The organism is Micromonospora sp. DT47, assembly GCF_049844475.1.
Lineage (GTDB): Bacteria > Actinomycetota > Actinomycetes > Mycobacteriales > Micromonosporaceae > Micromonospora.
On sequence record NZ_JBNCLC010000018.1, the window covers coordinates 60,669 to 73,091 of the forward strand.

The following is a 12,423-nucleotide window of genomic DNA, read 5'->3' on the forward strand; positions in this document are numbered from 1 at the left end:
CGCCCCCAGGCGAGGAATAGCCTCATGGCACACCTCGGGAGCGGCGCCATTCCGGCTGCTCACGGGGTGGAGACCCAGTCGGCACGAGGAACGTGAGGGAGGTGGCACCCGTGGAGATCTTCACCTATGAGCGTCCGGCGGCGATGCCAGCTGCCTGCGCTCCGCTGTCGACTGTCCGGGTGGCCCTTGCCGCCACGCGACCGTCGGTTCCGCAGGTGCACCAGGTCCAGGTTCAGGCCGAGCTGACCCTGACCGTCGCACCGATCGGAGTCGAGCGGACCAGTGGCTTCACGGGCATGGGCATCGGTGTCGCCAAGAAGCGCACGGATGTCCGCGGCGTTCCACCTCGAGGGAGACCGGTCTGGTAACCAGACCACCGGCTCACCTCGAGGCCGCGGAACCCGCTCACCGGGATCCGCGGCCTCAGTTTTTTGTCCCGCCGAAGTACGTCGGAATGCGATCCACGAGATCGAAGTGAGAGAGAGGTGACCGGGCGATGAGTCTGGCGTTGGCCCCGCTCGACGTGAGCGTCGAGGTGGAGGCGAACCTGCCCTGCCGGAAGTTCGACCCCGACCTGTGGTTTTCCGACTCGCCCGCCGAGCTCGAGCTGGCCAAGTCGCTCTGCGGGGACTGCCCGCTGCGCGTCGAGTGCCTGGCCGGTGCGGTGGAGCGGGCCGAGCCCTGGGGCGTCTGGGGCGGCGAGATCTTCGAGCGTGGCGCGGTCGTCCCGCGCAAGCGGCCCCGCGGCCGCCCGCGCAAGGAGGACCTCGCCCGCGACGCGGCGCTCCGGGTCGAGGCCGAGGCGCGAATGGCGGCCAGTGGTGTGGCCACCTGGCGCAACGCGGTCCGGCTGGCAGCCTGACAACTTCCCGTTCCACACGTCCCCGCCGGTGTCCCACCGGCCGAGAGAAAGCTGACGACAATGCTGGTCCTGCCGAATGGAACCGAGATGCAACTACTCCACGAAGCGTTGTCCCGTGCCCGAATGCGACGGCCTCAGGCCGGTCGTACCACCACGAGCACTGAGGCAACCCGTTCCGCCCGTACCGTCGCCATGAACAGCCGCAGCCAGTCGGCCCGCGACCTGGGCGTTCTCTAGATCCCTACGATTACGCGGGGGCGGTGACCGGAAGACCGGTCACCGCCCCCGCGTCGTCAGGCGACCGGCGCGAAACCGGGCAGCCAGCGTTCCAGGATGCCCCGGTACGGCGCCTTCGCCTCCAACTGGCAGAGCACCCCGATCGAGCCCAGCGTCACCCGGTGGATCATCAGGTACGACGGGGGCAGATTGAGCTGACGGCTGAGCTGGTAGGTGGGCGACTTCGGACTGGCCAGCCGGGCCGCCTCGGACCGCAGCCAGGCTCGGGTGAAGCGGAATTCCTCGGCGGCGATCGGTTCCAGCATCGGACGGAGGAAGTCGAGCACCGCCTGGGCATCGATCGGCTCGGTGGAGCTGATGAAGCCCTCCTTCCGCAGGCCGGCCACCACCCCGTCCGCGTCGCCGCGCAGCGCCAGCGCGGCGATCCGGCCGATCGGCTCGGGGGTGCCCTCCGGCATCCGGGCCACCGCGCCGAAGTCGATCACACCGAGCCGGCCGTCCGGCAGCAGCCGGAAGTTGCCCGGGTGCGGGTCGGCGTGCAGCAGGCCGGCCCGGGGCGGTGCCGACAGGTGCAGGGTGGCCATCAGCCGCCCGGCGGCGTCGCGCTGCTCCTCGGTGCCCTCCCGGATGATGGCGGCCAGCGGCGTCCCCTCGATCCACTCGGTGACCAGCACCCGGGGCGAGGCGGAGAGCACTGCCGGGATGAAGATCTCCGGGTCGTCGGCGTACGCGGCGGCGAAGGCGCGCTGCGACTCGGCCTCCAGCTCGTAGTCGAGCTCCTCGGTGATCCGTTCCCGCAGCTCGACCAGGAGTGGCTTGACGTCCAGGCCCGGTTGGATGGCGCGGAACATCCCGCCCAGCCGGGAGAGCTGCTTGAGGTCGGCGAGGAGTGCGTCGCCCGCGCCCGGGTACTGGATCTTGACTGCCGCGCTCCGGCCCGCGCCGGTCTGCGGGTCCCGCCACACCGCCCGGTGCACCTGGCCGATGCTCGCCGCCGCGGCCGGGGTGTCGTCGAACTCGACGAAACGGTCCCGCCAGTCCGGCCCGAGCTGCTCGGCGAGAACCTTGTGCACGGTCGCCGCGGGCAGCGGCGGCGCGGCCTCCTGGAGCTTGGTCAACGCCTGCCGGTAGGGGGCGGCGATCTCCTCGGGCAGCGCCGCCTCGAAGACCGACAGCGCCTGGCCGAACTTCATCGCACCGCCCTTGAGCTGCCCGAGGACGCTGAACAGCTGCTCCGCCGTGCGTTGCTGGATCTCGGCGGAGATGACGTCGGAGGCGAGCCCGGTGACGCGCTTACCCATGCCGAGGACGGTCCGCCCGGCGAAGCCGAGCGGCAGAGCGGCGAGCTTGGCGGTCCGGGACACGGCCCGGCGCGGGATGTCGGTCACCCGGTCATTGTTACCGACTTCGGGGGGCCGGTGCGGCTCCGAAGCCGGGCTCGGCCTCGGCTTCCCCCCTCAGCGCCGCCGCCCGGAACAGCCGCAGGACGGATGCGGCGGCCAGACCCGACGCCGGAGCCGACCGGCCGCGCCGACCTCCACCGCGCAGCCGAGCGTCTCCGGGCTGCCGCCGTCGAGGTGGGCCAGCGCCTCCGCGACCGCGTACCCGACGGCGGCCAGCAGGGTCGCGGTGCCGCAGACCTGGTCGGCGGGATCCGCCGCGAGCTGGGCGGCGAGCGTCGGCCAGGCCGGGTCCCGGTCGACCCGGTGCAGGTCCAGGCAGTGCAGGCAGGGGCCGACCGGCGGCCGGACCAGCGGCCCGATCACCGGTACGCCCTCGCGCAGGCCGAGCAGCAGGTGCGGTTGGCGGCGCTGGGCGTAACCGGCGGCGAGCAGGGCGGCCGGCCGGTCCGTACCGAGGTGCACCACCAGCTCCACCCGGCTCCGCCGCAGCGGGTGGGTCCGGGTACCCGGGGCGGCGCGGTCGATGGCGGCCCGGACCGCGGTGGCCAGCGGATGCCCGACCTCGGCCGCCGCCAGGCCGGTGCCGACCAGGTCGCCGGGGTGGACCGGGCCGGTGAGCTCGGGCGCCACGTGCCCCACCCCGGCCTGGGCGAGCGCGACGGCGACCGGGGCGCCGAGCCGGCCGGTCCCGGTCACCGCCACCCGGGCCACCCGCCGGCGGCGCAGCACCTGGGCCGGGGTGCCGGGCAGCGCCGGCGCGGCCAGGGCGAGCGCCCCGGCCTCCGCGGCGAGCCGGGTCCGCGCCGGGCCGGCCAGATCGCGGGGGAGCAGGGTGTGCGCGGGTACGACCAGCCCGGCCGCGCGGAGCGTGTCGAGCAGGCCGCGGGCCTGGTCCGGGCGGACCTCGGCGCGGGCCGCGTGGGCCAGGACGCTCCGCTCGCTGCGGCTGCCGTCGAGCAGGTCGAGCAGCCGGGCGGTGCGCGGGTCGGCCACCTCCAGCAGGACCGCGCGGCCCGGTTCCAGGCCGAGCTGCAGGGTGTGCCGGTCCCGCCAGAGGCGGGTCAGCCCGGGCAGCAGCGTGGGGCGGGGGAGTGGCGTCGTACGGCCCATGACGACGAATCGTGATCGCGTCTTCGCTTTCCGTCGATCGTTGTCCACAGGTGCGCGGCTCGCTGTCCAGCGCTGTCCACAGGAATTCGCGGGTTATCCACAACCGGCCGGTAATCCTGTCGTCCAGCTGACAGTGCAGGTCGGGCCGGACATGGGACGGGGGAGGGGTGGCCGCTGGCCATCCCTCCCCCGGAACCCGTACGGGTCAGACCTGCGCCTTGCCCAGGATGCGGTTCACTGTTGTGCCGCACACCGGACACTTGCCCTTGGCCATGTTCATCCCGGTCTTCGAGACCTCGATGTGTCCCTCGAAGTCCCGCTTCTCCTTGCACTTCACGCAGTAACCGTTGTAGGTCTGGGCCTGGTCGGCCACGGTAGCCCCTCCTCGTCTCGTCCGCCGGGCTTGCCGGCCCGGCAGGTCTCCCGGCGGCGGGCCACGCGGGGCGCCGGCGCTGGGTCTATCTCCGCGGTCACCCACGTGACCGCTGGTTGGCGGACCCTACCCAGCTCTGGGCAGTTCCATGTCAGCTGTGCATCGACACTGTGAGGAAGTCGACGTCGAGAGTGTGCATGCCGGAATGGGCGGGATAAGTGAGTTTGCGGGGGACACGCCGGGTGAAGCCGTTCAGACGACCCCTAGCGGGGGTGGAACGCCACCCGGTCGGATGATCACCTACGGTGGGGGTGCACGCGATCGGAGTCGCCGCCTGGCCGCCACGAAGGGTGACCGGGCCCGGCCCGCGTGGTCACCCGCAGTTTTTTTCGGGACTCCCCGCGACCAACCACCACTTTCCGGACGCGCGGCGGAGTGTTGACTCTTGCGGACCCCTGGTCAGTACGCATTAGCTTTCCATCGTGGCAGGAAACCACGGCTGCGCGGCCCGCTGATGGCAGGGGCGCGGAAGCCAGTCGTCGAGGTACGACGCAGTCAGCGTCGGCGACGCACGGTGTCCGCCTACCGCGACGGGGAGCGCGTCGTGGTGCTCATCCCCGACCAGTTCTCCCGGGCCGAGGAGAGCGAGTGGGTCGACCGGATGCTGGCCCGGCTCGCCGCGCGTGAGGGGCGGCTGGCCCGCTCCGACACCGAGCTGCTCGACCGGGCCCTGCGACTGATCAACCTCTACCTCGCCGAACACGGCGGCGAGGCCCTGCCGAGCAGCGTCCGGTGGGTCACCAACCAGAACGGCCGCTGGGGATCCTGCACCCCGGCCGACCGGACCATCCGGATCTCGCACCGCCTCCAGGACATGCCCGACTGGGTGCTCGACTACGTCCTGCTGCACGAGCTGGCGCACCTCATCGTGCCCAGCCACAACAGCGCCTTCTGGGCCCTCGTCGGCCGGTACCCGAAGACCGAGCGGGCCCGCGGTTACCTCGAGGGTGTTGCCGCCGCCTCCGCCGTACCGGTCCCCGGCTGACCCCGCCCTCGCCGGCGCGTCCCGCTCCCGCCCTCGCCGCATGATCGACTCACTGTCGGCGAGATGGCGGCATCAGCCTGGCCCGGGCACCGCCGTTCCGGCGACACGGAGTCGATCATCGCCCGGGCGGCGGGCGGCGCACTAGGGTCGGGGCGTGGCCCGACGTGTGGTGGTGGCGTTGCTCGGCCCGGTGGCCTGGTCGCCGCCGGGGATCGATCTGGTGGACTGGCGTACCGCGCTGGCCGAGGACGTGGTCGACCTGCTCGCCACGCTCAGCGAGGTGGAGACCGCGGTGGCGGTGACGCCGTCGGACCGGTGGCTCGCCGAGGCGGTGGTCTGGCCGGGCACCACGATCCACGAGGTCGCGGAGCTCACCGTCAACGCCGCGCTGGCCGCCCTGACCGGCTACGACCAGGCAGCTGTGGTCGCGGCCGACGCCCCTGACCTGCCCGGGCTGACCCTGGGCAAGCTGCTCCGGCCGCTGACCAGCCGGCCCGTCGCGGTCGCCCCGGTCGAGGGGCCCGGTCCCGGGCTGCTCGGCGTGGCCGCCCGGCTGCCTGTACCCGGTTGGCTGCCGCCGCTGGACCTGGACACCGCGCTCCCCACGGACGTACGCCGGGCGGCGCCGGAACCGGCCGACGTGGCGGTCAGCCCCGGTTGGCGGCGGCTGCGCGGCCCGGCCGACCTGGCCGCCCTCGACGCCGCGGTCGAGGGCTGGGAGGCGACCCGCGCCCTGCTCTCCGCCCCCGCCCCCTGACCCCCGCCGCCCTCGTCCCCGCGATCATGCACTTGCGGCCCCTGTTCTGCCGCTTTCGCCCCTTGTGCCGGGGCGGAAAGTGCAAGATCGGCGGGGCTCAGGGGGTGAGGACGGCGAAGGCCGGGTCCGCGGTTTGTGCGGACCCGGCCTTCGGTGGGCGTCAGGGCTTGTCGGTGTCGTCCGGGCCGGGCTGTGCGCCGCCGCCGGGCGCCTGCTCCTCCGGGCCGCCGGGCGCGCTGAAGTCGAAGCTGGCCAGCTCGTCATCAAGGTCCTCCCGGGCGGTGGCGAAGGCCACCGGGTCGGCGAAGTCCTCGTCCGAGGGGAGCAGGTCGGGGTGACCCCAGACCGCGTCCCGGCCAGCGATGCCCCGGTGCTCGGTCAGCGCCGCCCAGAGCGCGGACGCCTCGCGCAGCCGGCGCGGCCGCAGCTCCAGCCCGACCAGGGCGGCGAAGGTCTGCTCGGCGGGACCGCCGGCCGCCCGACGTCGGCGGAACGCCTCGCCGAGGCGTACCACGTTGGGCAGCCGCTCACCGGCGGCGTTGTCCACCACGTGGCAGACCCAGCCCTCGACCAGCGCGAGGACCGTCTCCAGCCGGGCCAGCGACGCCTTCTGCGCCGGGGTGTCCTCCGGGGTGAAGATCCCCTCCAGGGCGATCGCCTGCATCGACTCCGGGTCGGTCGGGTCGACCCGGCCCATCGCCTCCTCGATCGCCTCCCGGTTGACCCGGATGCCCGAGGCGTAGTTCTCCACCGCGGTCAGCACGTGCCCGCGCAGCCACGGGACGTGCTCGAACAGCCGCTGGTGGGCGGCCTCGCGCAGGGCCACGTAGAGGCGTACCTCGTCCTCCGGCAGCTCCAGACCCTGGCCGTACGCCCGGATGTTGGCCGGGACGAGCGCGGCGGTGCCGGCCGGGCCCAACGGCAGGCCGATGTCGCCGGCGGAGAGCACCTCCGCGGCGAGCTGGCCGAGCGCCTGGCCGAGCTGGCCGCCGAAGAGCGCCCCGCCCAGGGTGGCCACCATCGACTGCATCGGGCCGAGCTGGGCGCGCGCCTCCGGCGGCACCAGGTCGCCCATCGCGCCGACCATCCGGCTGGCCACCGGGTCGCAGAGCTTGCGCCAGACGTCCAGCGTCTTGTAGATCCACTCGTTCCGGTTCCAGGCCACCGAGGTGCGGATTCCGGTGGGCCAGGCCGACGCCGGCTCCAGCCAGAGGTCGGCCAGGCGCAGCGCCTCCTCCACCGCGTGCCGCTCGTACGGCGACGCTGCGGGGTCGCCGGTGGCGGCGAGCTGGCTGGCGGCCACCTGCCGGGCCAGGTCCCAGTTCACCGGCCCGCTGCCCGGCGCGGAGAGCAGGTGCTGCAACTGCGACATGAACTGCTGCATCTGCGCGGGATCGTTGGGGTCTGGTGGTTGCCCACCCGGGAGCGCGAAACCGAACGGAATATCAGGCACGGGGTCTACGGTACGCGCGCCGCGCCCCAGGTCGCCGCCGCTGGCGTTGCGCTGAGGGCGAAGTCGGCGTCGGCCCGCCGGGGCGGCCGCCCGTGGTCGGTACGCTCTGCCGCATGAGACGTCGTGGCGTGACCGTCCTCCTCGGTGCTCTGCTCACCACCCTGCTCAGCATCGGCGTGCTCGGCGCGCCCCTCCCGTACGTGGTGCTCGGCCCCGGGCCGACGGTGAACACCCTCGGCACCTCGGACGGCAAGGAGGTCATCCAGGTCACCGGACGGGCGACGTCCACCTCCGCCGGGCAGCTCCGGATGACCACGGTCGGGGTGCAGCCCACCGTCAAGTTGCGCGGGGCGTTGGCCGGCTGGTTCTCCAAGGACGAGGCGGTGGTGCCGCGCGAGCTGGTCTACCCGCCGGGCGAGAGCCAGGAGGAGGTGGAGAAGCGCAACGCCGAGGACTTCCAGCACTCGCAGACCAGCGCCGAGACCGCCGCGCTGGTCGAGCTCGGGTACCCGGTCCAGGTGGTGGCCCGGGAGGTGGCCGCGGACGGCCCGGCCAGCGGCGTGCTCAAGGCCGGCGACGTCATCACCGCCGTCGACGGCACCACCGTGACCACCGCGACCAAGCTGGTCGAACTGGTCCGGGCCAAGCCGGCCGGCACCGCGCTGAAGATCGGCTACACCCGGGACGGGGTGCCGGGCACGGCCACCGTGACCAGCCGCGAGCAGGACGGCCGGCCGCGGATCGGGCTGGTGCCGGAGCAGCGGCAGCCGCACCCCTTCACCCTGAAGATCGACCTGAACAACATCGGTGGCCCGAGCGCCGGGCTGATGTTCGCCCTCGGCATCGTCGACAAGGTCGAACCGGCCGACCTGACCGGCGGGAAGGTCATCGCCGGTACCGGCACCATCGACGATGAGGGCCGGGTCGGCCCGATCGGCGGGATCGCCCAGAAGCTGGTCGGGGCGAAGAAGGCCGGGGCCAAGGTCTTCCTGGTGCCGGCGGACAACTGCGCCGAGGCGGTCCGCAATCCGCAGCCGGACCTGCCGCTGCTCAGGGTCGGCTCGCTGGACGAGGCACTGACCGCGATGGAGACGCTGCGCGCCGGGGGACAGCCGACGCGCTGCTGACCCGGCGGCCGCCGACGGCCGGCGTGGCGAGACGGCGTGACCTTGCCCCGCCGCGTTTCAGAAACACCCCGTACTCTGGGTGCCTGCCCGGAGCCGATCACATCGAGCGTGCGGAGCCAACAGTGGTCATGCGTAGCAGTCCCCTGCCGAGGATGAGCCGGCGCGGACGCGTCACCATCGCTGTCCTGGTCGGGGTGTTCGTGCTCTTCACCCTGCTCGGCTGGGGTGTCCAGGCGTGGACGGACTGGCTCTGGTTCGAGGAGGTCCGTTATACCCCGGTCTTCACCGGGGTGCTGGTCACCCGGCTGCTGCTCTTCCTCGCCGTCGGCCTCGGCATGGCCGCCTTCGTCGGCGTCAACCTGTGGCTGGCCTACCGGCTGCGGCCGGCGCTGCGGCCGCACTCGCTGGAGCAGGCCACCCTCGAGCGCTACCGGATGCTGCTCGGCCCCCGGATCGGCACCTGGATCAGCCTGACCGCGGCGGTGCTCGGGCTCTTCGCCGGGCTCTCCGGGCAGAGCCGGTGGAACCAGTGGCTGCTCTTCCGCAACGGCGGCGACTTCGGGGTGAAGGACCCGGAGTTCGGCATCGACGTCGGTTTCTACGTCTTCCAGCTGCCGTTCTGGCGCTACCTGCTCGGGGTCGGCTTCACCGCGGTGGTGCTCGCCCTGCTCGGCGCGCTGGCGGTGCACTACATCTTCGGCGGGGTGCGGCTGCAGGGCGTCGGCGACCGGATGACCAACGCCGCCCGGGCCCACCTGAGCACGCTGGTCGCCGTCTTCGTCCTGCTCAAGGCGATCGCGTACGTGCTGGACCGGCGGGCGATGCTGCTGGAGTACAACGAGGGGGCGAAGCTCTACGGCGCCGGCTACGCCGACATCAACGCGCTGCTGCCGGCCAAGGAGATCCTGGCCTACATCTCGATCGTGGTGGCGATCGCCATCATCGTCTTCTCCAACGCGGTCATGCGGAACCTGGTCTGGCCGGGCATCGCGCTGGCCCTGCTCGGCGTCTCCGCCGTCGCGATCGGCGGCATCTACCCGTGGGCGGTGCAGACCTTCGAGGTCAAGCCGAGCGCCCGGGACAAGGAAGCGCCGTACATCACCCGCAGCATCGAGGCGACCAGGGCGGCGTTCGGCCTGGGCGGCACGAAGGCCACCGAGTACGAGGCGAACAACCTCGTCCCGCCGGGGAGCCTGGCCACCGACACCTCGGTCGTGCCGAACGTCCGGCTGCTCGACCCGCAGCTGGTCTCCGAGACGTACACCCAGCTCCAGCAGGTCCGGGGCTTCTACGACTTCGGTCCGAAGCTGGACATCGACCGGTACTCGGTGGCGAACAAGACCTCCGACTACGTGGTCGGCGTCCGCGAGATCAACTACGGCGAGCTGCCCAACAACAACTGGATCAACCGGCACACCGTCTACACCCACGGGTACGGGCTGGTCGGGGCGCCGGCCAACCAGGTGGTCTGCGGCGGTCAGCCGTTCTTCGTCTCCGGCTTCCTCGGCGGTGGGAAGTCGCAGGAGGCCTGCGCCTCGACGAACGAGGAGATCCCGACCACCCAGCCGCGGATCTACTACGGCGAGCGGATGTCGGCCGACGACTACGCGATCGTCGGGCAGACCGACAAGGACCGCAACGCCGAGTTCGACCGCCCCAGCTCCAGCGGCAGCGGCGAGCAGTACTACACCTACGCCGGCGAGGGCGGCGTCGAGATCGGCTCGTTCACCCGCCGGCTGCTCTACTCGATCAAGGAGCAGGAGTCGAACTTCCTGCTCTCCGACGCCATCAACGACGACTCCCGGCTGCTGTACGTGCGCAACCCGCGGGACCGGGTGGAGAAGGTCGCGCCGTTCCTCACCCTGGACGGCGACCCGTACCCGGCGGTGGTCGACGGCCGGGTCCAGTGGATCATCGACGGCTACACCACGGCGGCGACCTACCCGTACGCCGAGCGGGTCAACCTCCAGCAGGAGACCACCGACGAGCTGACCAACCGGGGCACCTTCCAGCTGGCCCGGGAGAACGTCAACTACATGCGCAACTCGGTGAAGGCCACCGTCGACGCGTACGACGGCACGGTTCGGCTCTACGAGTTCGACGAGAGCGACCCGGTGCTCAAGGCGTGGAACAAGGCGTTCGGCGGCGACCTGGTGCTGCCGAAGAGCGCCATCCCGGCCGACCTGGCCGAGCACTTCCGCTACCCGGCCGACATGTTCAAGGTGCAGCGCAACCTGCTCACCAAGTTCCACGTGACCGACCCCGGTGACTTCTACTCCGGCCAGGACTTCTGGCAGGTCCCGAACGTGCCGGACGCGCCGGACAGCGGGCAGAAACAGCCGCCGTACTACCTCTTCACCCAGTTCCCCGGCCAGGAGGCGGCGCGCTTCCAGCTGACCGCGGCGGTCACCCCGAACGGGCGGCAGAACCTGGCCGCGCTGATCTCCGGGTCGTACGTCGACGGGCAACCGAAGCTGGAGGTGCTGGAGCTGCCGGACCAGACCCGGATCTCCGGTCCGGTCCAGGTGCACCAGCAGATGACCAACAACGCGGACATCCGACGGGAGCTCAATTTCCTCTCCTCGAACCAGGCCCAGGTGCAGTACGGCAACCTGCTGTCGCTGCCGTTCGGCGACGGGATGCTCTACGTCGAGCCGGTCTACGTGAAGAGCAGCAACCAGGACGCGTACCCGCTGCTGCAGAAGGTGCTGCTGTCGTACGGCGACGGGGGCTCGTACGTGGTGCTGGCCAACAACCTGACCGACGGCATCAAGCAGCTCGTCGAGCAGGGCAAGCGGGCCGCCCAGGGCACTCCACCCCCGCCCGGTGGCACCCCACCCCCACCCGGTGGCACGCCACCGCCGCCCGGTGGCACCCCACCCCCGCCCGGTGGCACGCCACCGCCGCTGACCGGTGAGCTGGCCGCCGCCGCGGACCGGGTGCAGTTGGCGATCGCCGAGGTCAAGGCCGCGCAGACCTCCGGCGACTTCGAACGGTACGGCCAGGCGCTCAAGGCCCTGGACGAGGCGATGACCGCGTTCCAGCAGGCGCAGGAGGCCGCCTCGCCGGGCTCGGCGCCCAGCGGCAGCCCGGCCCCCTCGCCCGGCGGCTGACCGGCCCCGGGGCGATCCTTCACGGGAGCCCGCGATCCGGGGGGACGGGTCGCGGGCTCCGTCGCTTTTCCGACCGGATGCCCGCAACCCGGCGGCTCCGTCCACCGCCACGCGGTGGCGGGCGACCACGGCGGGGCCCAGGATCTCGTGCAGGAGGCGTACGCCCGGGCCTGGCGACAGTGGGGGAAGCTGGCCAGCCACCCGGCGCCGGAGGCGTGGCTGTGGCTGGTGGTCAGCCGCCGGGTGCCGGATGTCGCGTGAACTGGACCGCTTCTACCGGTCGCTGGCCGAGGACACCGACCCGCGTGGCCTGGTCCCGCCGGACCAGGTGCGCCAACAGCATCACCATCTACCGGGCGGGCCGAACGGACGACGTGCTGGCCGCGCTGCGGCAGGCGGTGGCGTCGGGGACGTCGTGACCGTGCTCTGGGAGCGGGGCTGGGAGAGCGGCTCCAGCCCCCGGGCGCAGGTCGACGCGGACAGCCGTGCGGCGGCGGAGGCCGTGCGGGACTGGTGGGACTGACGGGAACCGGGCCCGTTTTGCGGGCCGGGGGGTCCGTGCGCTACGGTTACCAAGTCGACGCGGGGTGGAGCAGCTCGGTAGCTCGCTGGGCTCATAACCCAGAGGTCGCAGGTTCAAATCCTGTCCCCGCTACGAATGAACGGCCCCGAGGATCTGATCCTCGGGGCCGTTTCGTTGTCCCCGCCGATCGGCCGGTTCGCCGGCCGTTGCGAAGCGACCGGCCGGCGCCCGGTTGGGCCGGCCCGACCGCCCGCCGATTGCGTTCGCAGGCCCGCTGAGCTGCCCGTTCGGTCGATCGGGCGACCCGGCTGATCTTTGCCGGCAGGATGCGATAGGCTTATGGAGTCGACGCGGGGTGGAGCAGCTCGGTAGCTCGCTGGGCTCATAACCCAGAGGTCGCAGGTTCAAATCCTGTCCCCG

Annotated in this window: 12 protein-coding genes and 2 tRNA genes; 10 read left to right on the forward strand and 4 right to left on the reverse strand. The window is 72.3% G+C overall.

The features are described 5' to 3' along the window. Positions 1-110 precede the first annotated feature (110 nt). Together ACLQ2U_RS23675 and ACLQ2U_RS23680 are read left to right on the forward strand one after the other, a co-directional pair. On the forward strand, positions 111-368 hold the full coding sequence (locus ACLQ2U_RS23675; protein WP_425752932.1) for a hypothetical protein: 258 nt from the start codon (positions 111-113) through the stop codon (positions 366-368). A 128-nt stretch (positions 369-496) separates the two neighbouring features. Continuing rightward, a complete protein-coding gene (locus ACLQ2U_RS23680; protein ID WP_425752933.1) occupies positions 497-862 on the forward strand; it encodes a WhiB family transcriptional regulator in 366 nt (121 codons plus the stop codon). A 293-nt stretch (positions 863-1,155) separates the two neighbouring features. Here the strand turns inward: ACLQ2U_RS23680 and ACLQ2U_RS23685 are convergent, their stop codons facing one another. The 3 genes from ACLQ2U_RS23685 to ACLQ2U_RS23695 all read right to left on the reverse strand — a co-directional run bounded on the left by ACLQ2U_RS23685 (position 1,156) and on the right by ACLQ2U_RS23695 (position 3,985). Continuing rightward, entirely contained in the window at positions 1,156-2,487 is a 1,332-nt protein-coding gene (locus tag ACLQ2U_RS23685) for an ABC1 kinase family protein (RefSeq protein ID WP_425752934.1), read from the reverse strand. 69 nt (positions 2,488-2,556) lie between these two features. Beyond that, complete coding sequence (locus ACLQ2U_RS23690) at positions 2,557-3,612, reverse strand: hypothetical protein (RefSeq protein WP_425752935.1); 1,056 nt, start codon at positions 3,610-3,612, stop codon at positions 2,557-2,559. Positions 3,613-3,817: 205 nt separating this feature from the next. Further along, positions 3,818-3,985 (reverse strand): DUF5679 domain-containing protein, encoded by a 168-nt coding sequence (locus ACLQ2U_RS23695; protein WP_425752936.1) that lies wholly within the window; start codon positions 3,983-3,985, stop codon positions 3,818-3,820. A 514-nt stretch (positions 3,986-4,499) separates the two neighbouring features. Between ACLQ2U_RS23695 and ACLQ2U_RS23700 the strand changes: the two genes are divergently transcribed. Continuing rightward, a complete protein-coding gene (locus ACLQ2U_RS23700; RefSeq protein ID WP_425752937.1) occupies positions 4,500-5,030 on the forward strand; it encodes a M48 family metallopeptidase in 531 nt (176 codons plus the stop codon). A gap of 154 nt (positions 5,031-5,184) precedes the next feature. After that, a complete protein-coding gene (locus ACLQ2U_RS23705) occupies positions 5,185-5,787 on the forward strand; it encodes a hypothetical protein (RefSeq protein ID WP_425752938.1) in 603 nt (200 codons plus the stop codon). A 160-nt stretch (positions 5,788-5,947) separates the two neighbouring features. On the opposite strand, the gene ACLQ2U_RS23710 is transcribed toward ACLQ2U_RS23705, so the two are convergent. Continuing rightward, the gene (locus ACLQ2U_RS23710; RefSeq protein WP_425752994.1) at positions 5,948-7,171 is read right to left on the reverse strand and encodes a zinc-dependent metalloprotease; all 1,224 of its coding nucleotides are present in this window, start codon (positions 7,169-7,171) and stop codon (positions 5,948-5,950) included. A 182-nt stretch (positions 7,172-7,353) separates the two neighbouring features. On the opposite strand from ACLQ2U_RS23710, the gene ACLQ2U_RS23715 reads away from it, so the two are divergent. The 6 genes from ACLQ2U_RS23715 to ACLQ2U_RS23740 all read left to right on the forward strand — a co-directional run bounded on the left by ACLQ2U_RS23715 (position 7,354) and on the right by ACLQ2U_RS23740 (position 12,423). Further along, positions 7,354-8,367 (forward strand): YlbL family protein, encoded by a 1,014-nt coding sequence (locus tag ACLQ2U_RS23715; RefSeq protein WP_425752939.1) that lies wholly within the window; start codon positions 7,354-7,356, stop codon positions 8,365-8,367. A gap of 128 nt (positions 8,368-8,495) precedes the next feature. Beyond that, positions 8,496-11,480, forward strand: coding sequence for a UPF0182 family protein (locus ACLQ2U_RS23720; protein WP_425752941.1), 2,985 nt, complete (start codon positions 8,496-8,498; stop codon positions 11,478-11,480). Positions 11,481-11,594: 114 nt separating this feature from the next. Then, positions 11,595-11,741 carry a sigma factor gene (locus ACLQ2U_RS23725; protein WP_425752942.1) on the forward strand — a complete coding sequence of 49 codons (147 nt, stop codon included), beginning with the start codon at positions 11,595-11,597 and terminating at the stop codon, positions 11,739-11,741. Next, the gene (locus ACLQ2U_RS23730) at positions 11,731-12,003 is read left to right on the forward strand and encodes a hypothetical protein (protein ID WP_425752943.1); all 273 of its coding nucleotides are present in this window, start codon (positions 11,731-11,733) and stop codon (positions 12,001-12,003) included. Before ACLQ2U_RS23725 ends, ACLQ2U_RS23730 begins: the two co-directional genes overlap by 11 nt. Positions 12,004-12,061: 58 nt before the next feature. Beyond that, positions 12,062-12,135: transfer RNA gene (locus ACLQ2U_RS23735), tRNA-Met, on the forward strand. A 217-nt stretch (positions 12,136-12,352) separates the two neighbouring features. Then, positions 12,353-12,423: transfer RNA gene (locus tag ACLQ2U_RS23740), tRNA-Met, on the forward strand.

Excerpts from the sequence above, each read along its gene's own strand:
- ACLQ2U_RS23680 (WP_425752933.1), top strand. The coding sequence starts at position 497 with ATGAGTCTGGCGTTGGCCCCGCTCGACGTGAGCGTCGAGGTGGAGGCG.
- ACLQ2U_RS23690 (WP_425752935.1), bottom strand. The coding sequence starts at position 3,612 with ATGGGCCGTACGACGCCACTCCCCCGCCCCACGCTGCTGCCCGGGCTG.
- ACLQ2U_RS23700 (WP_425752937.1), top strand. The coding sequence starts at position 4,500 with ATGGCAGGGGCGCGGAAGCCAGTCGTCGAGGTACGACGCAGTCAGCGT.
- ACLQ2U_RS23710 (WP_425752994.1), bottom strand. The coding sequence starts at position 7,171 with ATGCAGCAGTTCATGTCGCAGTTGCAGCACCTGCTCTCCGCGCCGGGC.
- ACLQ2U_RS23715 (WP_425752939.1), top strand. The coding sequence starts at position 7,354 with ATGAGACGTCGTGGCGTGACCGTCCTCCTCGGTGCTCTGCTCACCACC.
- ACLQ2U_RS23720 (WP_425752941.1), top strand. The coding sequence starts at position 8,496 with ATGCGTAGCAGTCCCCTGCCGAGGATGAGCCGGCGCGGACGCGTCACC.
- ACLQ2U_RS23730 (WP_425752943.1), top strand. The coding sequence starts at position 11,731 with ATGTCGCGTGAACTGGACCGCTTCTACCGGTCGCTGGCCGAGGACACC.